The 21,627-nt window shown below is 67.7% G+C and carries 20 protein-coding genes; 12 read left to right on the top strand and 8 right to left on the bottom strand.

Annotated elements, in window-relative coordinates:
* The first annotated feature begins 110 nt into the window (after positions 1-110).
* Complete coding sequence (locus BN13_RS08710) at positions 111-1,889, top strand: 3-hydroxyacyl-CoA dehydrogenase family protein (RefSeq protein ID WP_048546084.1); 1,779 nt, start codon at positions 111-113, stop codon at positions 1,887-1,889.
* On the opposite strand, the gene BN13_RS08715 is transcribed toward BN13_RS08710, so the two are convergent.
* The gene (locus tag BN13_RS08715) at positions 1,880-2,767 is read right to left on the bottom strand and encodes an aminoglycoside phosphotransferase family protein (RefSeq protein WP_235433993.1); all 888 of its coding nucleotides are present in this window, start codon (positions 2,765-2,767) and stop codon (positions 1,880-1,882) included. The two genes, BN13_RS08710 and BN13_RS08715, sit on opposite strands and share 10 nt — an antisense overlap.
* Positions 2,768-2,986: 219 nt before the next feature.
* Positions 2,987-3,895 (bottom strand): NAD(+) diphosphatase, encoded by a 909-nt coding sequence (gene nudC, locus BN13_RS08720; RefSeq protein WP_048546086.1) that lies wholly within the window; start codon positions 3,893-3,895, stop codon positions 2,987-2,989.
* Positions 3,896-3,980: 85 nt separating this feature from the next.
* On the opposite strand from nudC, the gene BN13_RS08725 reads away from it, so the two are divergent.
* Positions 3,981-6,440 (top strand): GcvT family protein, encoded by a 2,460-nt coding sequence (locus tag BN13_RS08725; RefSeq protein ID WP_048546088.1) that lies wholly within the window; start codon positions 3,981-3,983, stop codon positions 6,438-6,440.
* A gap of 290 nt (positions 6,441-6,730) precedes the next feature.
* Here the strand turns inward: BN13_RS08725 and BN13_RS08730 are convergent, their stop codons facing one another.
* The 3 genes from BN13_RS08730 to mce form a co-directional block, all read right to left on the bottom strand.
* Positions 6,731-8,017, bottom strand: a complete 1,287-nt coding sequence (locus BN13_RS08730; RefSeq protein WP_235433994.1) for an AI-2E family transporter — start codon at positions 8,015-8,017, stop codon at positions 6,731-6,733.
* Between the two features lie 106 nt (positions 8,018-8,123).
* A complete protein-coding gene (gene ccrA / locus BN13_RS08735) occupies positions 8,124-9,464 on the bottom strand; it encodes a crotonyl-CoA carboxylase/reductase (RefSeq protein WP_048546092.1) in 1,341 nt (446 codons plus the stop codon).
* Between the two features lie 89 nt (positions 9,465-9,553).
* On the bottom strand, positions 9,554-10,003 hold the full coding sequence (mce, locus tag BN13_RS08740; protein WP_048546094.1) for a methylmalonyl-CoA epimerase: 450 nt from the start codon (positions 10,001-10,003) through the stop codon (positions 9,554-9,556).
* An 11-nt stretch (positions 10,004-10,014) separates the two neighbouring features.
* On the opposite strand from mce, the gene BN13_RS08745 reads away from it, so the two are divergent.
* The 9 genes from BN13_RS08745 to BN13_RS08785 all read left to right on the top strand — a co-directional run bounded on the left by BN13_RS08745 (position 10,015) and on the right by BN13_RS08785 (position 17,741).
* Positions 10,015-10,467: a hypothetical protein gene (locus BN13_RS08745; RefSeq protein ID WP_048546097.1), complete on the top strand. Its 453-nt coding sequence runs from the start codon at positions 10,015-10,017 to the stop codon at positions 10,465-10,467.
* A gap of 4 nt (positions 10,468-10,471) precedes the next feature.
* Positions 10,472-10,666 (top strand): helix-turn-helix transcriptional regulator, encoded by a 195-nt coding sequence (locus tag BN13_RS08750; protein ID WP_048546099.1) that lies wholly within the window; start codon positions 10,472-10,474, stop codon positions 10,664-10,666.
* A 124-nt stretch (positions 10,667-10,790) separates the two neighbouring features.
* The gene (locus BN13_RS08755; RefSeq protein ID WP_048546101.1) at positions 10,791-11,987 is read left to right on the top strand and encodes an acetyl-CoA C-acetyltransferase; all 1,197 of its coding nucleotides are present in this window, start codon (positions 10,791-10,793) and stop codon (positions 11,985-11,987) included.
* Positions 11,984-12,928 carry a methylmalonyl Co-A mutase-associated GTPase MeaB gene (gene meaB, locus BN13_RS08760; RefSeq protein WP_048546103.1) on the top strand — a complete coding sequence of 315 codons (945 nt, stop codon included), beginning with the start codon at positions 11,984-11,986 and terminating at the stop codon, positions 12,926-12,928. The genes BN13_RS08755 and meaB overlap by 4 nt, the downstream gene beginning before the upstream one ends.
* Positions 12,929-13,078: 150 nt before the next feature.
* Positions 13,079-13,690 (top strand): hypothetical protein, encoded by a 612-nt coding sequence (locus BN13_RS08765; protein ID WP_157038513.1) that lies wholly within the window; start codon positions 13,079-13,081, stop codon positions 13,688-13,690.
* A complete protein-coding gene (locus BN13_RS08770; protein WP_048546107.1) occupies positions 13,687-14,670 on the top strand; it encodes a hypothetical protein in 984 nt (327 codons plus the stop codon). The genes BN13_RS08765 and BN13_RS08770 overlap by 4 nt, the downstream gene beginning before the upstream one ends.
* Positions 14,671-14,696: 26 nt before the next feature.
* Positions 14,697-15,620: a co-chaperone YbbN gene (locus tag BN13_RS08775; RefSeq protein WP_048546109.1), complete on the top strand. Its 924-nt coding sequence runs from the start codon at positions 14,697-14,699 to the stop codon at positions 15,618-15,620.
* Between the two features lie 46 nt (positions 15,621-15,666).
* Positions 15,667-16,413 carry an esterase family protein gene (locus BN13_RS08780; RefSeq protein WP_048546111.1) on the top strand — a complete coding sequence of 249 codons (747 nt, stop codon included), beginning with the start codon at positions 15,667-15,669 and terminating at the stop codon, positions 16,411-16,413.
* A gap of 77 nt (positions 16,414-16,490) precedes the next feature.
* Positions 16,491-17,741, top strand: coding sequence for an ATP-grasp domain-containing protein (locus tag BN13_RS08785; protein WP_048546113.1), 1,251 nt, complete (start codon positions 16,491-16,493; stop codon positions 17,739-17,741).
* Positions 17,742-17,939: 198 nt separating this feature from the next.
* On the opposite strand, the gene BN13_RS08790 is transcribed toward BN13_RS08785, so the two are convergent.
* The 3 genes from BN13_RS08790 to BN13_RS08800 all read right to left on the bottom strand — a co-directional run bounded on the left by BN13_RS08790 (position 17,940) and on the right by BN13_RS08800 (position 20,938).
* Positions 17,940-18,365, bottom strand: a complete 426-nt coding sequence (locus BN13_RS08790) for a DUF4185 domain-containing protein (protein WP_048546115.1) — start codon at positions 18,363-18,365, stop codon at positions 17,940-17,942.
* A gap of 81 nt (positions 18,366-18,446) precedes the next feature.
* Positions 18,447-19,613, bottom strand: a complete 1,167-nt coding sequence (locus tag BN13_RS08795) for a hypothetical protein (RefSeq protein WP_048546117.1) — start codon at positions 19,611-19,613, stop codon at positions 18,447-18,449.
* 152 nt (positions 19,614-19,765) lie between these two features.
* Positions 19,766-20,938: a trans-sulfuration enzyme family protein gene (locus BN13_RS08800; RefSeq protein ID WP_157038514.1), complete on the bottom strand. Its 1,173-nt coding sequence runs from the start codon at positions 20,936-20,938 to the stop codon at positions 19,766-19,768.
* Positions 20,939-21,048: 110 nt separating this feature from the next.
* Here BN13_RS08800 and BN13_RS08805 point away from each other — a divergent pair, with 110 nt between their 5' ends.
* Positions 21,049-21,534, top strand: a complete 486-nt coding sequence (locus tag BN13_RS08805) for an Lrp/AsnC family transcriptional regulator (RefSeq protein ID WP_048546120.1) — start codon at positions 21,049-21,051, stop codon at positions 21,532-21,534.
* Positions 21,535-21,627 lie beyond the last annotated feature (93 nt).

Here is a 21,627-nt window from a genome sequence, read left to right on the forward strand (position 1 = left end):
GAGCCGGCCCGACGCATGTTCCGACGTATGCCGCGCCCCGCGGGAGGGGTGGCGGGACTCACGTCGCTGGGGCGTGGCCGCGGCATACGTCCAATGACAGACTCGCCGGTATGTCGCGTGAGTTCACCAAAGTCGGTGTCGTCGGTCTCGGGACCATGGGTGCGGGGATCGCGGAAGTCTTCGCCCGCACCGGAATTGAGGTCGTCGCCGTCGAGGTGGCCGCCGAGGAGCTGGAGCGTGGACAGGGCTTTGTCAGCAAGAGCACGGGCCGCGCGGTCAGCCGCGGCAAGCTCGCGCAGGAGGATGCCGACGCGCTGCACGCGCGCATCACCTTCACAACCGATATGGCCGACTGCGCAGACTGCCAGCTCGTCGTGGAGGCCGTGCCCGAGCACATCGAGCTCAAGAAGGCGATCCTGACCCGGCTCGACGACATCGTCGCCGCGGACGCGATCCTCGCCACGAATACGTCGTCGTTGCCGGTCACCGAGATCGCCGTTGCGACCCGAAACCCCAAGCGGGTGGTCGGGATGCACTTCTTCAACCCGGCCCAGGTCATGCAATTCGTCGAGGTCATCAAGACAGTCATCACCGCCGATGACGTCTTCGCCGACGTCAAGTCGCTGGCGGACCGGCTCGGCAAGCAGCCTGTCGTCGTCGGCGACAAGGCCGGCTTCATCGCCAACGCCTTGCTCTTCGGCTACCTCAACCACGCCGTGTCGATGTATGAGAGCAAGTACGCGACGCGCGAAGACCTCGACGCGGCCATGCGATTCGGTTGTGGTTATCCGATGGGCCCGCTCGCGCTGCTCGACCTGATCGGGCTCGACACGGCATACGAGATCCTCGACACGATGTACAAGCAGGGCCGCGACCGGCTCCACGCGCCGAGCCCGATCATCAAGCAGATGGTCAGCGCCGGCCTGACCGGCCGCAAGAGCGGTCGCGGTTTCTATACCTATGCCGCGCCGAGCTCGCCCGAGGTCGTCGCCGACGCGCAGACCCCGACGGGGGAGCCGCCGGCTGGAGTCTCTCTGCGCACGATCGAGTCGGTCGGTGTCGTCGGCTCGGGAACGATGGCGACCGGCATAGTCGAGGTTTTTGCCAAGGCTGGGCATGCCGTGACTTTCGTCGCGCGGGGACAGGACAAGGTGGACGGGGTGCTGGCCGCGATCGGCCGGTCGCAGGCGAAGATGATCGAGCGCGGTCGGCTGACCCAGGAGGACGCCGACGCGATCAACGGCCGGATCACAGGGGCGACCGAGCGCTCGGCCCTTGGCGATGTCGACCTGGTGGTCGAGGCGATCGCCGAGGACCTTGAGGTCAAGCAGGAGCTCTTCCGCGACCTGGATGCGATGTGCAAGCCGGGTGCCATCCTGGCGACGACGACGTCCAGCCTGCCGATCATCGACTGCGCGAAGGTCACCTCGCGCCCGGGCGACGTCATCGGGATGCACTTCTTCAACCCGGCACAGATCATGAAGTTGGTCGAGGTCGTGCACACGGTCGCGACCGGCGCCGATGTGATTGCGACAGTGCAGGACTTGTGCGCAAGCGTCGGGAAGGTCGCGGTGACCTGCGCCGACCGCAGCGGGTTCATCGTCAATGCCCTGCTCTTCCCCTACCTCAACGACGCGATCAAGATGTTGCAGGCCAACTACGCCACCGCGGACGACATCGACGCGGCGATGAAGACCGGGTGTGGGTTGCCGATGGGCCCGTTCGAGCTGCTGGACGTCGTGGGGCTGGATGTCTCGCTGGCGATCCAGCGGGAGTTGTATCTGGAGTTCCGCGAGCCGGGCTTCGCGCCGGCCCCACTGCTGGAGCACCTGGTCCAGGCCGGCTATCTCGGGCGCAAGTCGAAGCGCGGCTTCCGCACCTACGAGTAGTCGGAGGTCGCCAGGACGTCGGCGATCATGCGGTGCCCGAGCGCCTCGAAGTCCTCGTCCCCGACGCCATAGGCCCAAGCGGCCGTGCCGATTGCCTCGCGCACCCGCGTGCGGTGCCAGGTGACAGGCTCGCGGGGATCAGATCCGTAGCCGTCCAGGAAGGCGGATTCGAGGCGTTTGTCGTGGGCGAAGCCCTTAGCCGCCATGCGGGAGAAGTCGGTCATGGCCGGCCGCAGATCGGCGCGCCCGAAGTCGATGATGAACACCTCGTCGTCGTGGATGAGCCAGTTGCGCGGCTGCCAATCCCCGTGCGTCGGCACGAGGAGCACCGGATCGGATGTCCACGACGCGATCTCGGCCCGGAGCCGCTCTTTGGTCGGTGGATCGATGCGGTTCGGCCGATCGAGCCAGGCCAGCGACGCCGTCGCCTCGCGGGGGTGATAGGCGTCGTCGATCACTCCGGGCTGGGCGTGCAGTAGCCGCAGGAGTTCGCCCGCCTTCCGGTAGGTGTCCGGGTCGAGTCGGGTGGGATCGTTTTCGACCAACCGGCCGGGCAGATAGCCGGTGACGACGAGTTTCGCGTCCGCATCACCGTGCACCAGCCGCGGTGCGCGACCGATGGCTGTCCACGGCCCCAGGAATTCGCGATGGGCTCGCAGCTCCCGCTTGATGTGCCGGTCCGTCGGACCACCGGCTTTGACGACAAAGCGGTCGCCGCCGTGGCGTACCTGCAGGACGGTCGTCTCGATTAGCCCCCACGAGAGGTCGTGCTCAACGACGTAACCGGGCATCCAGGCGTCGAGGAGATCCCGTTGCTCCGAGGATAGGGCGGCCAGGTCGACCGCGTGGCCGGCCGTCGGCTCGGGTTCAGGACTCACCGGACCAGGGTAGGTGTCGCGTCCCATGGCCGCCCGATTCTGCGGAGCCTGCCAGCCAGAACTCAAGCAGCTCCCAGGAAGGGCAGCGATTCTGACAGTGCCCTTCGTCGGGACGGGCAGTGACGAACCGACCTGCTCGTCCCGGCGGGGAGGTCCACTCAGGAGAGAAGTCCGCAATTCTTGCCCCAAGACGCGCACTTCAGGTAAACCTCGGCTGGGTTACGCCCCGTCCAGCCACCTCAGGATGAGGCGTCGCGAGATCGACAGCGTGGTGCCACCGCCGGCCCACTCACCGGAGGCGAGCTTTTCTCGATACTGAGCGCGCGTCACCCAGTGGGCCTCCGCAATCTCGTCATTGTCGATGCGCAGCTCCGGGTCGTCGGTCCGGGCCTCGAACCCGAGCATGAGCGAGGCGGGGAACGGCCACGGCTGATCGCCCAGATAACGGACCTCACGACATCGCACCCCCACTTCCTCGAACACCTCGCGCGCCACGGCCATCGCCAAGGACTCGCCTGGTTCTACGAAACCAGCCAGCACCGACAACCTCCCCGCAGGCCAACTCGGGTGCCGTGCCAGAAGCAGGCGGTCGTTAGGGTCCAGGACCGCCATGATCACCGCCGGGTCAGTCCGTGGGAAGTGCTCGCTGGCATCGGCCGGGCAGGTGCGCGTCCAGCCGGCGTTCGCCGCAACCGTCGGCGTCCCGCACCGGGGGCAATGCGTATGCGTCGCATGCCAATTCCCCAACGCAACAGCAGTCGCCAGGGCCTCGCCGTCGACCGGATCCAGGTCGGCGCCGTGCCCACGCAAGGTGAGCCACCCCTCGCCCGCGGCCTGCGGGGGAAGGAGGAGGGCGACGTGGGGGCGACCACGCGCCATACCCAAGAAGACAGACGTATGCCGCGCATCTCCCTCCCGAGGCTCCCGCCACCTCAGCGCGGGGCCGCCACCGGTGGGTGCGTCAAAGGGGTGGGCGGGCGCCATACCCCCGGCGATGGGCAGGACCAAGGTGGACTCGCTGGCGAGGAGTCGCTCCAGCAACCCGGGCTCACGGCGGCGCTCGGCCTGGCGATCGAGACCGGCACGGGTCAGCGGGATGTCACCGAGGGGAACGGGGTTGAGTGGCACCTGCCCATCCTGCCCCCGGCGACCCGGACGAGGGTGGCTCGGTTGGGTATCGGTAGGCCCCAGGGGGAGAAGTACGGTTACGTGCGTGACCTCCGCCCTGCCCGCTCGCGCTCGTATCGTCATCATCGGGGGCGGGGTGATCGGCACCTCAATCGCCTACCACCTCGGTTTGCTCGGGTGCTCGGATGTCGTTCTGCTGGAGCGTGATCGGCTGACCAGTGGAACGACGTGGCATGCCGCCGGGCTGATGACGACGTTCGGTAGCACTAGCGAAACCAATACCGCGATCCGGCTCTACAGCCGTGACCTATTTGCGCGTCTCGACGCCGATACCGGTCTGTCGACGGGATTCAAGCCCGTGGGGCTCATCGAGGCGGCCGCCGACGCCGATCGACTGCACGAATACCGTCGGGTTGCGGCGTTCCAGCGCCTGCACGGGCTGGAGGTTCACGAGATCGGGCCCGCGGATATCGCCGAGCGGTTCCCGCTGGCCCGCACCGACGACCTGCTCGCCGGCTTCCTCGTCCCGGGCGACGGCCGCGTGAACCCCGTCGACCTGACGATGTCGCTGGCGCGAGGGGCGAAGCAGCGGGGCGTGCAGATCATCGAAGGTGTGCGCGTCGAACACGTCCTCACCTCGCCGCGTGGGGCGGTCAGTGAGGTCGTCGGGGTGCACACCGACGCCGGTGACCTCGAGGCGGAGGTCGTCATCAACTGCGCTGGCATGTGGGCGCGCGAACTCGGCGAACGCAACGGCGTCGTGATCCCCAACCAGGCCGCCGAGCACTACTACCTCATCACGGAGCCGTTCCCGGGAGTCGACCCGAACTGGCCTGTCTTCGAGGACCCCGCCGCCTACGGCTACTACCGCGAGGAGGGCGGCGGCCTCATGGTGGGGCTGTTCGAGCCGCGCGCCGCAGCCTGGCGGGTCGACGGCATACCGCGCGATTTCTCCTTCGGCGAGATTCCGCCGGACTGGGACCGGATGGGGCCGTTCCTGGAGACAGCGATGGCCCGGGTGCCGATCACGAGCGAGGTCGGTGTCCGGAAGTTCTTCTGCGGCCCCGAGTCGTTTATGCCGGATCTCGCCCCGGCGGTCGGCGAGGCGCCCGGGCTGCGCGGCTATTTCGTCTGCGCCGGAATGAATTCCGTCGGCATCCTCTCCTCTGGCGGGCTCGGTCGCGTGCTGGCGCACTGGGTGACCACCGGCTCGGCAGATGTCGACACCACCGGCTTCGCCCTCGACCGGTTCCAGCCGTGGCAACTCGATGCTCGCTATCGGCAGGAGCGCACGTCGGAGGTCCTCGGGACGGTGTACGCGGCGCATACCCCCGGCATCCAGCTCACGACCGGCCGCGGCATCCACCGCTCGCCCGTGCACGACGAGATCGTCGGCGCCGGCGCCTACCTCCGGGACGTCAGTGGCTGGGAAAGTGCCGACTGGTATGGCGATCCCGCCGCCCGCGCCCAGGTCACCCCCGGCTGGGGTCACCAGCCGTGGTTCCGTGAGTGGGCGCGCGAGCACGAGGCGGTGCGTTCGGCGGTGGGGTTGTTCGACATGTCGTTCATGGCGAAGTTTGCGGTGACGGGGCCGGAGGCGGGTGAGGTCCTGAGTCGGCTGAGCGCGGGTGACGTGACAGCTCGTGATGAGCGGGTGACCTATACGCAGTGGCTGCGGGCCGACGGACGCCTCGAAGCGGACCTGACGGTGGTGCGCCGGACGGCAGAGGACTATCTCGTCGTGGCGTCCGACACCGCATCCCGGCATGTCGCCGGGCTGCTGGCGCGGGGCGTAGGTGAGGCGGACGCGACGATCGTCGACGTCACCTCGGACTGGGCGATGTTCAGCTTGCAAGGGCCACGCTCGCGCGAGGTGCTGGAGGCGCTCACCGATGCGGACGTCTCGCACGCGGGCTTTCCCTTCCGCAGCGCGCGCACCTTACCGGTCGCGGGCGTGGATGTCCTCGTCGTGCGGTTGACCTACGTGGGGGAGTTGGGGTTCGAGCTGTATGTCCCCGCGAACGAGGCGGCAGGGTTGTGGCGGGCGCTAATGGCGGCCGGTGAGCCCGTGGGTCTGCGGCCCTGCGGGCTGAAGGCGTTGTCGAGCCTGCGGCTGGAGAAGGGTTATCGCGACTTCGGCCACGACATCGATGACACTGACACGGTCGCCGAGGCGGGCCTGGGCTTCGCGGTCGCGAAGAACAAGGTGGATTTCGTCGGCCGGGAGGCCGCGCTGGCGTCACTGGCTGGTCCGGCTCATCGCCGATTGGTGTCGGTCCTGCTCGACGACCCGCAGCCGTTGCTCTTCCATGCCGAGCCCCTGTATCGGGGGGACACCAGCGTGGGCTACCTGCGCTCGGGGTCATATGGCTGGACGCTCGGCGGCGCGGTTGGTCTGGCGATGGTAGATGCGGGGGACGCCGCCGTCACCGCTGACTGGATCGCCGGGGCGGCGTGGAGTGTTGATGTCGCCGGGCAGCGCGTCCCGGCGCGGGTGTCGCTGCAGCCGTTCTACGACCCGGCGAGCAGTCGCGTTCGGGTCTGACAGTCGCGTTCGCGTCTGACGGTCGCGCGGAGCTTTGGGTGGCCATCCGGCACTTTGGGAGGGTAATCAGCTGCCAGAAGGTCTCCCAAAGCGCCGGATTGTCGGATTGGGCGGGAAACCGGCAGTGTTGCCGAGTGTGATCCAGATCACATGAACCGCGGGGCAACCATTCGGCGGGGTGGGGCGTCAATACAAGTGCGGGATGTGCCACGGGGGCACCCCAGCCAGGAGATGGCGGCGGACTCGTCGGGGGACGGAGTTCGCCGCCATCGTCCTTTTGGGGTCGGGCGTCAGTGGGCCTTCTGTCGAGGCAGCAGCACTTCTTCGTAGAGCAGCAGCAACCCCGCCGCCACCGGCACAGCCAACAAGGCGCCCAGCACCCCGAGGAGCGTGCCCCCGGCCAGCGCGGCCACGACCGTCACGGCTCCTGGAACCGACACCGTCCGGGCCATGATGCGCGGCGCGATCACGTAGTTCTCGAGCTGCTGATAAATCAGGTAGTAAACCCCGGCGATGATGGCCTTGCGGGGCTCGTCGAAGAACGCGACCGTCGCCACCAGCACGGCGCCGATCGTCGCGCCCACCATCGGGATCAGCCCGAGGAGCCCGACCAGGACGGCGAGCACCGCGGCATACGGGATGCCGACCAGTGCCATCATGATGTAGGACAGGACCGCGTTGATCGTGGCGACCGCGGCCTGGCCGATGGCGTAGGCGCCGGTGCGACGCATGATCTCCTCGGCCAAGAGGGTGAAGCGCGCCCTCCGCGAGAGCGGCACCATTGCGAAGGCCGATTGTTTGACCCGCGGGAACGTCGCCAGGAAGTACAGCGTCAGGATCAAGATCGTGAAGGCCTGGAAGACACCATTGACGAGAGCCTTCCCGGCCCCCAGCACCCCACCGAAAACCCGCCCGACGAACGTGCCGTCGGTGATACGGTCGTTGATCTCCGTCTGCAGCTTGTCGACGATGTCGTAGTTCTTGTCGAGCTTTTGGACCAGCGACGAGTTGAGCAACCGGTCGACATAGTCGGGAGTGTTCTGCATCAGGGCCCCGCCTTCGCGGAGCACCGGCGGCATCACCAGCAGACCCACGAGGGCGCCAACGACCAGCAACCCCGCGAAGACCGCGGCCACCGCCTGCGACCGGCGCAGATTGCGATGGATGAGCCACTCGACGATCGGATTGAGCGCCAGGGTCAGGAAGAACGCCACCACCAGGATCGTCAGTGTCGTCGCCAGCTTGGCTACCACCCGCGACAACAGGATCGCCAGCATCACGCCGATGGCGCCGACGAACCCGATATAGAGCGGCGAGAAGCGGTTCAGCGGCTGCCCGGCCCGCCCGAAGCGCGCCGCCCCAGCATCCGTGGGCTGGTCGAGCCGCGGCGACGCCGGCCTCTGCGCCCCGGAGTCCCCACCCGGCTCGGTGCCACTCGGCCCGTCCTCTCCGGGCGTCGCGGACGGCGGCGGCCGCGACTCCTCGGCGGCAGGCCGGCGTGGCACGCCGAGTGCCTCGCGTTGGCGCGTGCGGAACTCGCGATAGCGATCCCAGGGAATGCGTCGAATGTCGGTCACCTCCAGTCGAGGACGACTCTAAGTGGACCCACCGACAGCGTGCCCCGTTAGGACGACGGCACGCCGCGCGTCCCTCCCGGCGTCGCTGCCCGCGTCACGCCCCGCGTCACTCCCCGCGGAACCGATTGATCCCCGTCAACAGCGCCTCGCGCTTGTCCGGATCGCTGATGCCGAGCCCCTCGGCCGGCGCCAACGTGAGAACCCCGACCTTGCCTTGGTGCGCGTTGCGGTGCACGTCAAGGGCGGCCTGACCGACGTCGGCCAGCGCATACGTCTTCGAGAGCGTCGGGTGGATCAGGCCGCGGTTGATGAGCTCGTTGGCCTCCCAGGCCTCGCGATAGTTCGCGAAGTGGCTGGAGATGATGCGCTTGAGATTCATCCACAGATAGCGGTTGTCGTACTCGTGCATGTATCCCGAGGTCGACGCACAGGTCGTGATGGTGCCGCCCTTGCGCGTGACATAGACCGAGGCGCCGAAGGTCTCGCGGCCCGGGTGCTCGAAGACGATGTCCACGTCATACCCGCCCGTCAGTTCGCGGATCTTCTTGCCGAGGCGCTGCCACTCCTTCGGGTCCTGCTTTGTGCCCTCGTCGTTCCAGAAGCGGTAGCCCTCGGCGCTGCGGTCGATGATCAGTTCGGCACCCATCCGCCGACAAATCTCCGCCTTCTCCGGCGAGGACACCACGCAGATCGGGGTTGCTCCACCCGCGAGTGCCATCTGCGTGGCGTAGGAGCCCAGGCCCCCGGAGGCGCCCCAGATCAGGACCCGGTCGCCAAGCTTCATCCCGGCACCATTCTTGGAGATCAACTGCCGGTATGCCGTGGAGTTCACCAAGCCCGGAGAGGCCGCCTCCTCCCAGCTCAAGTGGGCGGGCTTCGGCATCAACTGGTTCGCCTTGACGATCGCCAGCTCCGCGAGCCCGCCGAAGTTGGTCTCGAAGCCCCAGATCCGCTGCTGCGGGTCCATCATCGTGTCGTTGTGGCCGTCCGCATCCTCCAGCTCGACCGACAGGCAGTGCGCGACGACCTCGGTCCCCGGCGACCACTTCGTCACGCCCGGTCCGGTGCGCAGAATCACGCCCGCGAGGTCGGAACCGACCACGTGATAAGGCAGATCGTGCCGCTTCGCGAACTCGCTCATCCGGCCATACCGCTCCAGGAAGCCGAAGGTCGACACCGGCTCGAAAATGCTCGTCCAGACGGTGTTGTAGTTGATGGCGCTCGCCATGACAGCAACCAGCGCCTCACCCGGCGCCAGGTCCGGCACGGGTACCTGCTCGACGTGCAGGCTGCGGCGCGGGTCCTTCTCCTTCGAGGTCAGTCCCTCGAACATGCCGACCTCGTCCTTGTGGACCGTGGCGGCTCGGTAACTCTGCGGAATGGCAAGTGCCGCAAAGGTTTCGCGCGTGCGGTCGCCGGACTGGATGGCTTCGAGGATCTGCTGCATGGCGCCGAACCTAGCCAGTGACGAGGGCCCCGAGCAGGTTCGTGAGAGCCCGGTCACGGGTGACCTTGATCACCCGTCACCAAGCCCGCTCAGTGGGTCGCGTCGGCGGCGGGCTCGACGAGTTCGACCAGGATCCCGCCCGCATCTTTGGGGTGGATGAAGTTGACCCGGCTGTTGCTCGTCCCGCGCTTCGGCACGTCATACAACAGGCGCAGTCCGCGCGCGCGCAGCGTCGCCCCCACCGCATCGATGTCCGCAACCCGGTAGGCCATCTGCTGAATCCCCGGACCGCTGCGGTCAAGGAACTTCGCGATCGTGCTCTCGGGGGAGAGGGGCGCGAGCAGTTGAATGCACGAGCCCGAGTCGCCGACCGCCATCATCGCCTCGCGAACACCCTGCTCCTCGTTGGTCTCCTCGTGCAGCATCCGCATGCCGTACTTCTCCGAATAGAACGCGATCGCCGCGTCCAGGTCGGGGACGGCCACGCCGACGTGGTCGATCATCGTGAACAGGTCCGTGGGCAGGCTCGACTCACTCATGCTCTGAGCGTATGCCGCCCGCTCGCCCCCGCGCCTCGCGCGTGGCCCGGCTCACCGCGCTGCGCAAAGTGCTTCCGGCCATCGCGGCTAGCTTCCCGCTCGCGCTGGCCATGGGGGCGCTCTACGCCTGGCGCAATCCCCACCACCCGACGAGCGTCGCCGTGACCGTGATGGCCGCGTGCACGTGGCCGATCATCGCGATCGCGCTGCAAATCTTGTGGTTCGAACGCTCCGAGACCAACTCCGCAATCGAGTCCGGACGCGCGGACGTCGAGACCGCGTGGTTCCAGGAGGCTGCGGCGACAGCCTTCTACACGACCATGGGCGGGCTGCTGTTCCTGGAGAGTATGGGCTCCGCGCTCAAGCTCGGTTGGCTCTCGCCGGTCGGGCTCACGCACGCGCTGGTCTTGGGGATCGGCTCGTTCGCGCTGAGCTACCTGTCGCTGCGCCGTCGGGACCGGTGACCCGATGGAGAACAGGCTTGCCGAGCTGCGCGCGACGAGGGGTTTGTCCCAGGCGGCGCTTGCCGAGGTTCTCGGGACCTCTCGACAGACGATCATCTCGATCGAACGAGGTCGTTTCGATCCATCGCTGCCGCTGGCCTTCAAGATCGCCCATCACTTCGAGACCACGATCGAGCAGGTCTTCACGCCGGACCCGTGATCGCGCACCGTGTGGGTGGCGCACCCGGCGGGTGGTGAGCGTCACCGACCGAAGGGCTGACCGTTGTCGGAGCCGCTCGCTAGAGTCGGCGGCATACGGCCATCGATCAATGAAGAGGTTTGGCATGTCGAACGACCCCACTGTCATCGTTGCTGGCGCGCGGACGCCGATGGGGCGGATGAGCGGCTCCCTCAAGGGTTTCAGCGGCTCCGACCTGGGCGGATTCGCCATCAAGGGGGCGCTGGAGAAGTCCGGGGTCAAGCCCGAGGACGTCGACTACGTGATCATGGGCCAGGTGTTGTATGCCGGTGAGGGGCAGATCCCCGCGCGGCAAGCGGCCGTCAAGGCTGGCATCCCGATGACGGTCCCGGCGCTGTCCGTGAACAAGGTCTGCCTCTCCGGGCTCGACGCCATCGCCTTGGCCGACCAGCTCATTCGTGCCGGCGAGTTCGAGGTCGTCGTCGCGGGCGGCCAGGAGTCGATGACCAACGCTCCGCACTTGCTGGAGAAGAGCCGGGACGGCTTCAAATACGGCAATGTCACGCTCCGCGACCACATGGACTTTGACGCCCTGTCCGACGTCTTCACCATGCAGGGCATGGGTGGTTTGACCGAGTCCGCCAACACGGGGGAGCGGGCGGTGACCCGCGCGGAGCAGGACGCCTTCGCGGCCCGCAGCCACCAGAACGCCGCCAAGGCGTGGAACGACGGGTTCTTCGACGACGAGGTCGTCACGGTCTCGATCCCGCAGCGCAAGGGCGAGCCGATCGAGTTCAAGACCGACGAGGGCATCCGCGCCGACACCACCGCCGACTCGCTGGCCGGCCTGCGCCCCGCCTTCGCCAAGGACGGGACCATCACCGCCGGCTCGGCCTCACAGATCAGCGACGGCGCCTGCGCCGTCGTCGTCATGAAGAAGTCCAAGGCCGAGGAGCTCGGCCTGACCTGGCTTGCCGAGATCGGTGCCCACGGCGTCGTCGCGGGGCCGGACTCGACGTTGCAGAGCCAGCCGGCCGAGGCGATCAAGGCTGCGCTGGCCAAGGAGGGATTGGCGGCCAGCGATCTCGACCTGGTCGAGATCAACGAGGCATTTGCGGCCGTCGGCCTGGTCTCCGCGCGCGAACTCGGACTGGATGAGGACAAGGTCAACCCCAACGGCGGCGCGATCGCCATGGGCCACCCGCTCGGGATGTCCGGTGCCCGGGTCGTCCTCACGCTCGCCAATGAGCTGAAGCGCCGCGGCGGCGGCGTCGGCGCGGCCGCCTTGTGCGGCGGCGGCGGCCAGGGCGACGCCTTGATCGTGCGCGTTCCCACGGCGTGACCGACGACGCCGCGTCGCTGCTCGCAGCGGCGCGGTCCGGCTCACGCCGGGCCCTGGCCCGGCTCCTCACCGCTGCCGAGAATGGGGTGGACCTGCCGGACTGCCCGGTGCCCGCCCGTCGGGCTCACGTCGTCGGCCTCACCGGCGCCCCCGGAGTCGGGAAGTCGACGACAACGGCTGCGCTGACACGCGCCCTGCGCGATGCCGGTCGACACGTCGCGATCTTGGCGATCGACCCGAGTTCGCCGTTCACCGGGGGAGCGCTGCTAGGCGACCGGATCCGGATGTCCGACCACGCCGCCGACCCCGGCGTCTACATCAGGTCGATGGCCGCGCGGGGCCGGCTCGGGGGGCTCGCCGCCGCCGTTCCCGCCGCCACCCGGATTCTCGATGCGGTGGGCTTCGACGTCATCCTGGTCGAGACGGTCGGCGTCGGGCAGAGCGAGATCGACATCGCTTCGGCCGCAGACACGACCGTGGTGCTGCTCGCCCCCGGCATGGGCGACGGGATTCAGGCGACGAAAGCCGGCCTGCTAGAGATCGCCGACGTGCTCGTGGTCAACAAGGCCGACCGGCCGGGAGCCGACGCCGCGGTCCGCGACGTCCGCTCGGCCTTGCGACTGGCCGCCCGCGAGCCGGGGGCGTGGCGCGTCCCGGTCCTGGCCGTCAGTGCAGCCGCCGGCACCGGCGTGGACGCGCTGGTCACGGCGCTCGAAGACCACCTGCAGCACGCCACCACGAGCGGCGCCCTCGAGCGGCGCCGCGTCCAGCGGTGGCGGGCCGAGGTGGAGGCGACCGTCTTGGGGGAATTGCGGGAGCGGGCGGCGCCCCTGGTGGCCGCCTCAGTCGGTGAGGGGGTGCAGGGAGGGGAGGCTCCCCATACGGTGGCCCGCGCGATCGTGAACCGCATGCTCTCGCAACACGATCCGCCGGAAGGATGACCGCCGCACGGGGCACTCTGCATCACCACAGCGGGCGTCGCAGCGGTAGCGGATTTGTGCGCCTCCGGCTGCATGGGTCATCGTGGAGGCTGGCCAAATCGGGCGCCACGGTCAATTCGACCCCGCCCACCGACATCGAAGGATTTACTGTTGACACTGCTCAGACGCCTCGTGGGGGTGCTCCTCGTGCTTGCCGGGGGCGCTGCCCTGGCGCTGGGGTTGTGGTTCCACAACTTCCTCGGCCCGGGCGGCATGGCCCGCTTCAGCGTTGAGCCTGTCGGCTCCACTCCCATCGTCATCGAGCCCTCGGTGCTCAATCGGACCAGTCTGCCGGTGACGATCAGCGTCACCCCGGCTACGGGCTCCACCGCCTCGATCGTCGTCGGCACCCCGAGCGATGCCGCCGCCGCCCTCGGGGACACGCTCGTCGATGTCGTCGGTCCCGTCTCGGTCCGCGACCAGACGGCACCCGTGACGCGGCGCGGAACCGACGCCGACGGCGAACTCGCCTCTGTGGACGTATGGCGCACCACCAAGACGGCTGACGGCCCCACCGACATCTCGATCTCGCAGGCCAGTGCCCCCGAGACCGTTGTTATCTCGCCTTCGGCCGGTGGCAAGCTCGACTCGGTCACCCTCGCCTGGACGCGCGAGACGTGGGCGCGTCAGACCATGGGTCTGATCGTGGGCGGCGGCGGCGCCGCCGTGGCGGGCTTGGCGGCCGCACTATGGCCGCGCCGACGCCGGGAGGTGACCCGATGAAGCGCCGCGCCCTGGCGACCGCCGCCTTGGCGAGCGTGCTGCTCGCCGGCGGATGCGGCATACCGGAAAATGTCGTTGGCCTGCATCCCGCACCGACGGAGAAGGCGTCGGCCGCCGTGTTCAGCGCCACCGCCGCCCGTCAGGTGGGCAATCGCACCCTCGACGTCGCCCGCGAGGCGATGACCGGCAACGACAAAGACGTGGACGCCCGCAAGGCCGCCCTCGTCGGCCCGGCCCTGCGGCTCGCCGAGGTCAAGGACAAGTTTGTGCCCGAAGGCCAGACCGATGCCTTTGGCGTGCCGCCGACCTCGACCGTCCTCGGCGTGAGCCGCGGCCGCGATTGGCCGCGCTACATCCTCTCGACCGCCCAGGCGGACGGGGTTCAGTCGCTCTACGTGCTGGTGCAGCCCGATGCCAAGACGCCGTTCAAGCTGCAGACCAGGGTGGCGATGCAGGCCGGGGCCAGCGTGCCCGCCCTCCCGGGCTTGGCCGAAGGCGTCGAGTCCGTCGCCGTCGACGCTAGTGCGGGCCTGGTGGCGAGCCCGCAGAAGGTGCTCGATGCCTATTCCGCTGCCCTCGCCTATCCCACCAAGTCGCGCACGAGCTCGGTGGTCAACCTGGACGACGCCTTCGCCAAGGGCATCCTGGCGAGTTCGGCTGACGCGGCACATGCGCTAGGCAAGCTGGGCACGTTCAAGCGGACGCATGCCGACTTCGCCGATGACACGCTCGCCTTCAAGCTCGCCGATGGCGGCGTCCTGGTCTTTGCCCAGTTCGGGCGGCGTGACCTGCTCGAACCCACCGCTAAGGCGAAGGAACTCGTGCTCTCCAGCACGCTGGCCAAGCTGGCCGGCCGGTCCAAGGTGACCGACCACGTGCAACTGGACTGGTTGGAGACCCTGGCGATCGTGATCCCGGCTTCGGGCAAGGCGACCGTGGTGGGTGCCGGCGAGCAGTTGCGCGGCATCGACGCCAAGTAGTTCCGTCTCTAGGGAAGAATTGGGTCATGACTGAGCAGGCTGTCCCTAATCGCGCCACGCGCGGCGCCGTCGATCTCACCGGACTGGGTGACCGTGGCGCACCCGCGGCTCCTTCCGCCAGCGCCGGGCAGCGGGCCTCGGGCCCAGACGAGGTCCACGTTCAAGCCACCGATGCCACCTTCCAGGAGAGCATGACCCGCTCGGTGCGGGTCCCCGGCGTTCTTGTCCTCGTCTCGACCCGGCTCCCGGAGTCGATCGTTTTCCTCGGCACCGTCGTCGAGACGGCCCGATCCTTCGGCGGGCGGCTCCAGGTCACCAGCGTCGACATCGACGCCAACCCCGGTCTCGCCCGCGCCCTGCAGGTCCAATCCGTCCCGGCCACGATTGGGATGATCCAAGGCCAGTTGGTGCCGATGTTCGCCGGCATCGCCCCGGCCGACCAGATCCGAGCGGTCTTCGAGGAGTTCCTCGGCATCGCCGTGCAGCAGGGCGTCACCGGCCGGGTCGCGGTCGCCGTCAGCGACGAGCCTGTGGAACTCTCCGAGCACCACGAAGCCGCCTTCGACGCCATCGAGAGCGGCGACCTCGATGGTGCCGCCGCGGCATACGAGAAGGCGATCGCCGAGGATCCCAACGACCAGGAGGCCAAGCTCGGCCTCGCCCAGGTGGGGTTGATGAAGCGCACTGCGGGGGTCGACCTCGCCGCGGCCCGCGCGGCAGCCGCCGCCGACCCCGACGATGTCGAGGCGGCCATCACCGTCGCTGATCTTGACGTTCTCGGCGGCCACGTCGAGGACGCCTTCGTGCGGCTGATCGATATCGTCAAGCGGACCTCCGGCGCCGAGCGTGATCGCGCACGCACCCACCTCATCTCCCTCTTTGACGTCGTCGGCAACCACGACGAGCGCGTCAAGAAGGGCCGCACCGCGTTGATGAGCGCGCTCTTCTAACCCCCGAGGCTGACACGGAGGCCCCGCGTGGGGTTGGATACAGGGCATGGGTGCACGCGTCGAACTTGCGGTCCCGGGGTCGGATGCGACTCTCGGGGTTATCCGCCATGGCCACTACGGCCGTCCGGTCATCGTTTTTCCATCCGAGGCCGGCCGAGCGGAGGATTTCGCCAATAACGGAATGCTCGGCGCCGTGCAGGATCTGGTCGACGCCGGCCGGGTGAGCTTCTTCTGCGTCGACTCGCTCGACAAGTTCTCCTGGTCCGCCTACGACCAGCCCACTGAAGAGCGCGCCCGTCGTCATCGGGTTTATCACTCGTGGCTTGAGCAGTCGGTCCTGCCGCACATCGCGTGGGAGATGGGCGGCTGGCAGTCCAACATCATCACCTTCGGGGTGTCGCTCGGCGCCTTCCACGCAGCCCACTTCACCCTGCAGCGCGCCGACGTGGCACCGCTGGCGATCTCGTTGTCTGGCAGCTATGACCCGACCAGTTGGCGCCCCTGGGGGGAGATCGGTGAGGCGACCTACTTCGCCAACCCGCCGGCCTATGTCGCGGGCGCCGAGGGCGATCACCTTGAGTGGCTGCGCTCGCACGCCAACCTCCTCCTCGTCGTCGGAGAAGGTCCTTTCGAGTGGGAGCCGACCAAGTCCTATCCCTCGACCCTGGCCTTCGCCGAGGTCCTGCAGTCCAAGGGCATCCCCCACCAGTTGGATGTCTGGGGCCACGACAGCGCCCACGACTGGCCCTGGTGGCGCAAGCAGTTTGCTCACCACCTGCCCCGCTTCGTCTGAAGCTACCGACCCGACCTGCCGCGACCACCTCCACCGACCACTCGAAACGACCACCCACTCCAGGAGACGAAACGTCAATGACGACGACTCAGCGTGATCACCTCATCGGCCTGCTGCTCGGCGCAGAGGAGGACTGGCCGACCGCCTTCGAAGCCCTCGCCCGGCGCCTCGGCATCATCCGCACCGCCGACGGGACGTCTCACCGGATCACGACGGAGCGGGTCACGATCGAGCCCTTCAACCTGCGTGACAAGGCTCGCCAGGACCTGTGTATCGACCGTCTCGCCTACTGGTACTACCACCCGCGCGAGTGGCTGAAGAAGGCGTCGCTGATGGACGACGTCTACTTGCTCAACAGCCCGTTCACCTTCCAGTCGATGGAAAAGCACTCGGCCTACTGCGCCATGCTTCGCCTCGGCCTGAATGTGCCCAACACGGTTCTCGTGCCCTACAAGAACCCGGTCGACAATGCGCGCTGGGCCTATACCTCGGCGAAGTACAACCAGTCCTTCGACCTCGATGCCTTGGCCGACGAGATGGGCTACCCGCTCTACATGAAGCCCTTCGACGGCGGCGGCTGGCGCGGGGTCTCCCGGGTGGATGACCGCGAGGGTCTCCACACGTCATACGACGAATCGGGGGAGATGCTCATGCACCTCCAGGAGTCCATCGACTACGACGTGTTCGCGCGGGCGCTGACCATCGGTCCGGAGACGATGGTTATGAAGTTCCGGCCCGAGATGCCCATGCACGACCGCTATGAGGTGTCCCACGACTTCCTGTCGGAGAAGGCCGGCACCGAGGCCATCACGATCAGCCAGACGGTCAACGCCTTCTTCCGCTGGGAGTTCAACTCCTGCGAGATGTTGGTCAAGGACGACATCGTCTACCCGATCGACTACGCCAACGCGTGCCCCGACGTCGCAGTGACGTCGTTGCACTACTACTTCCCATGGGCGATGAAGTCGCTGCTCAAGTGGTCGGCCTACTGCGTCGCCACCGACCGGGTCGCCAAGAGCCAGGTCGACACCGAGCCGTGGTTCGCGGTCGCCGATAATGACGACCTCGACTACGCCGCCAAGATCGTGGCCTATCAGCGACTGGCCGATCAGCACTTCGACACCGAGCGCTATCGCGAGTTCTGTGACCAGTCTCTGGGCCACGTCGATGAGTTCGTCTATGAGTATGTGACGTCGCCCGAGTTCCGCTCGATGCTCACCTCGACGATCCAGCAGACCTATCCCACCCACGAATGGGAGCGTTTCGAGGCGCACTTCGGGGGGCTGCTCGGGATGTGGGCGACCGACAACGCTCACCTCGCGGGCTGACTTTCTTCTGCCGTATGCCGCGTGGCCGGCGACCTGGAAACAGGTCACCAGCCACGCGGCCTTACGCGCAGGCACCGCCGCGTCCCGCGGAGCCTAGGGCACTGCGAAGATGCCGAGACGATCGCTCGGGGTCATCAGCGATCTATTGCCGTGACTGATGATGGTCCCGACACGGCCGCCGCCAAGAGGCACTTCGTGCTAGGTCATGTCGTTGTCATCCCAGTCGGTCAGCACGGCGACCGGGTTAGGGTCGAGCGACCAGGTTCCGGTCAACGCTGGCGCACGGCCCCGCAGGATGCGCTTCCCGAGAAACGAAAATTCCTTCGTCACGAACGTGAATTTGCGCGTTATCGGGTCGCGACGCAGCGAGATCGCGCTCTCCACACCCCACCTGTAGGGCATGATGATCGCCGACTGGTCGGCTTTCGCCGACCAGCCCGAGCCCGTCCAGTAGCGCCACGCCGAGACCGTGGCGCGGCTGGCCAGCGGAACGCGAGCCAGGTAGTAGTCGAAGCCCCAGATGAATTTACCCTCCGGCTTGTGGGACCCGAACACGTAAAGGTAACTCCGGTCGACCAGCGTCGCCGCGCCCCACGCGATGCCATCGACCGTGATGGCCGGCATCGGAGTTCGGGTGAGACTGAGCAATTTGAGGCGCGGAAGTCGTATGCCGCGGTGCCCGCTGCGCCAGAGGGGGACTCGTGACTAGCGCACCGAAAAGAGCCCGGTTAGTTCGGACGGGGTGTTGGCCGCCTCGTTGCCGTGACTGATCACGATCCCGATGCGTCCGCCGCCCAGCGGCACCTCGTGCGCGGAATAGGAGAAGTCGGTGCTGTTGAACTTCACGACATCGCCGATCGGACTGGTGTCGAGGCGCCACGGGGCGGTCAGTGACGTCGCCCGTTCGCGACGAATGGTCGTGCCGATGAAGCCGTCCTTCTTGAACACGAAGGTGAATCCTTTGCTTCTCGCGTCTTGGCGCACGGCGATCGTGCTCTCGACGCCGACCGAACTCGGGATCACCACGGCCGCTCGGGTCTTGTCCGTGGACCAACCCGACCCGGTCCAGAATCGCCACGCCGACGCTGTCGTGCGACTCTTCAGCGGCACCCGGGCGAGGTAATAGTCACTCCCGAAGACGTAGGGGTCGGGCGGCTTCCGTGAGCCGAAGACAAAGAGGTAGTCGGAGGTGGCAAAGGCGCCCGCCCCCCAGCCCACGGCGCCTGGGGCGACCTCCGCCATCGGCGTGCGGGTCAGGCTGACGAGCTTCAGCGACCCATCTGCAGCAACGGCGTAGGTAGCCAACCGGCTACTCACTTGGGCGAAGTCCCAGGTGGGGTCGGAACTGCCCAACTGCTTGAGGTTGCGGTCATACATCTGGGCGAGGAACACGAGCACGAGGTCGTTTCCGGTCGCCGGATCTTTGGTCACAACCGCAGACAGAGGCCAATAGAAGTTCTGGCCGCCGGGCAATTGATCGGCTAGGGGAACGTCCACCAACGAGCGCTTGGCCAGCAGGCGCGCATTGGTCAGGGCCGAGCGGATGCGTCCCGTGGGCAGGATGACGGTGGCGCTGTTGCGCATGACATATGCCTGCTGCGTCAGCGCGCCCGGGTAGGCCGGGTTGCCCGTCGGCGTGACGACCGTGTCCCCGAAGAAGTTGATCAGCGTGCCATTGGAGAGGCGTACCCCGAATCCGATGTCGCCGATGAAACGGCGCCCCTCAACGTCGCCGCGCAATCGCGTAACCAAGTCGGTGGTGGTCGTGGGGAGGGTGTCCCGTGCAGGCGCCCCCTCGGCATACGCGGGGCTGGTGACCAACGTGAGCGACAATCCAAGGGCCAGTTTGAGAACGGCCCGCCTGCGCATCATCACGACCTCCTACGGCATCTCGCCTCCATCCTCGCGGCCGGAAAATCGTTCGGTCTAATGAATATTGACGTGATACAAGGTGTCGCGGTTCCCGGACCCTTGACGGTGCGCGTCCTGCAATGCGCCTTGGGGAGAAGGAGATTCGGCTGGGGTCAGCTCAGCGCGTGATCAAGGTCGGCGAGGAGGTCGCCCGGGTCTTCCAACCCGACCGAGAGCCGGAGGATGGCATCGCTTGGCTTTGCAGCCGCGGTGACCGGGCGGTGGGTCAGGCCGGCCGGGTGCTGGATCAGGGTGTCGACGCCGCCCAGGGACACCGCGTGCGTGATCAGCCGAGCGCGCTTCGCGACGGTGGCGGCCGCCTCATACCCGCCCCTCAGTTCCATGGCCAGGACCGACCCCGGGCCGGACATCTGGCGCCCGATGAGGCCCTGCGGATCCTGGCCCGGCAGTGACGGGTGCAGCACCCGCCTGATCGCGGGGTGCTCGGCCAGCGCGGCGGCGATCTGCGTGGCGCTGCGCTGTTGGTGCTCGACGCGAAGGGGCAGGGTCGGGAGGCCGCGATGCAGCAAGTAGGCGCCCATCGGGTGCAGGATTCCGCCGGTGATCGCGCGGATCGGCCGCACCATGGCCGCAAAGTCCGCATCCCCAACAAGGACACCGCCCATGGCATCCCCATGTCCGCCAAGGAATTTCGTCGCCGAGTGCAGGACGATCCGGGCGCCATGCGCCAGCGGTCGCTGCAGCACCGGCGTGGCAAAGGTGTTGTCGACGAGGACCGGCACCTCGCCGGCGGCGCCGGCGACGGCCCGGATGTCGACGAGGTCGAGCGTCGGGTTCCCGGGTGACTCCAGGATGACCAGCCCCGTGCGGTCGGTGATGGCCGCCGCGACCTCGTCCTGTCGGGCATACGTCACCTCCGTGCCCAACAAGCCGGTCGCGAGGAGGTGATCCGTGCCGCCATACAACGGACGCACGGCGACCACGTGGGGAGTGTCCTTGGCTACCAGCGCCGTGAGGACGGCGGCCACGGCCGCCATCCCGGTGGCGAAGGCGACGGCCTGCTCGCCATCCTCAAGGGCGGCAACGGCGTCTTCGAACCGGGCAACGGTCGGATTCCACAGGCGGGCATAGACATTCGATTCGCCGGTCCGGGGGCGACCTCCACCACACAACTGGTCGTATGCCGCGCCCCCCGACTCGACGTCGGCCAGCGGGTAGGTGGTTGAGAGGTCGATCGGCAGGGCGTGCACCCCGAGGTCGGTCAAGTCCGCGCGGCCCGCGTGGACCGCTGTCGTCGCAAACTGGTGTCCAGACGTCGTTGTCATGAGATGAGGGTCGCAGATCATCCAGCGAGGCGGGTGATCGGTCGAACTACTGCACGCAGGAACGGTTAGGTTCTGGCAGCCTGTCGAAGATTCTCTTTATAATCTGGGCCATGTCGAAGGATCTGCGATCCGCTCTTGGGCTCGACGATGTCGACCAGACGCTGCTGGCTGCGTTGATCGAGGACGGCCGACTGGCCAACAACCGGTTGGCGGCAAGGGCCGGGGTGGCGGCTTCCACGGCCCTGCTGCGGGTGCGCCAACTGATCGATCGCGGCGTGATCCGCGGCGTTCATGCCGACATCGCCCCAGGCGCGGTCGGGCGCCCGGTCGAGGCCATCGTCGCCATTCGGTTGCGCGCGCACGACCGGCGCCACATCGACGCATTCACCACGACCGTCCCACGGCTGCCCGAAGTGCTCCAGAGCTTCCACGTCGCCGGAGACGACGACTACCTGCTCCACGTCGCGGTGCCGTCCGCGGCATACCTGCGGGATTGGATCTTGGACCAGGTCACCACGCACCCGGCCGTCGCCCACAGCCGCACCAGCCTGGTCTTCGGCCACGAACCCGGCCACCCCGGCCCCCTCCCGACCTAGGCCACCCGGACCGAGGAACTTCTGCTAGCACAGGTTAGTCAACTGTGGACACCTTGCAAGGTGTCCACAGTTGACTAACTGCTGCTAGCAGAA

This window comes from Nostocoides jenkinsii Ben 74 (assembly GCF_001046875.1).
Taxonomy (GTDB): domain Bacteria; phylum Actinomycetota; class Actinomycetes; order Actinomycetales; family Dermatophilaceae; genus Nostocoides_A; species Nostocoides_A jenkinsii.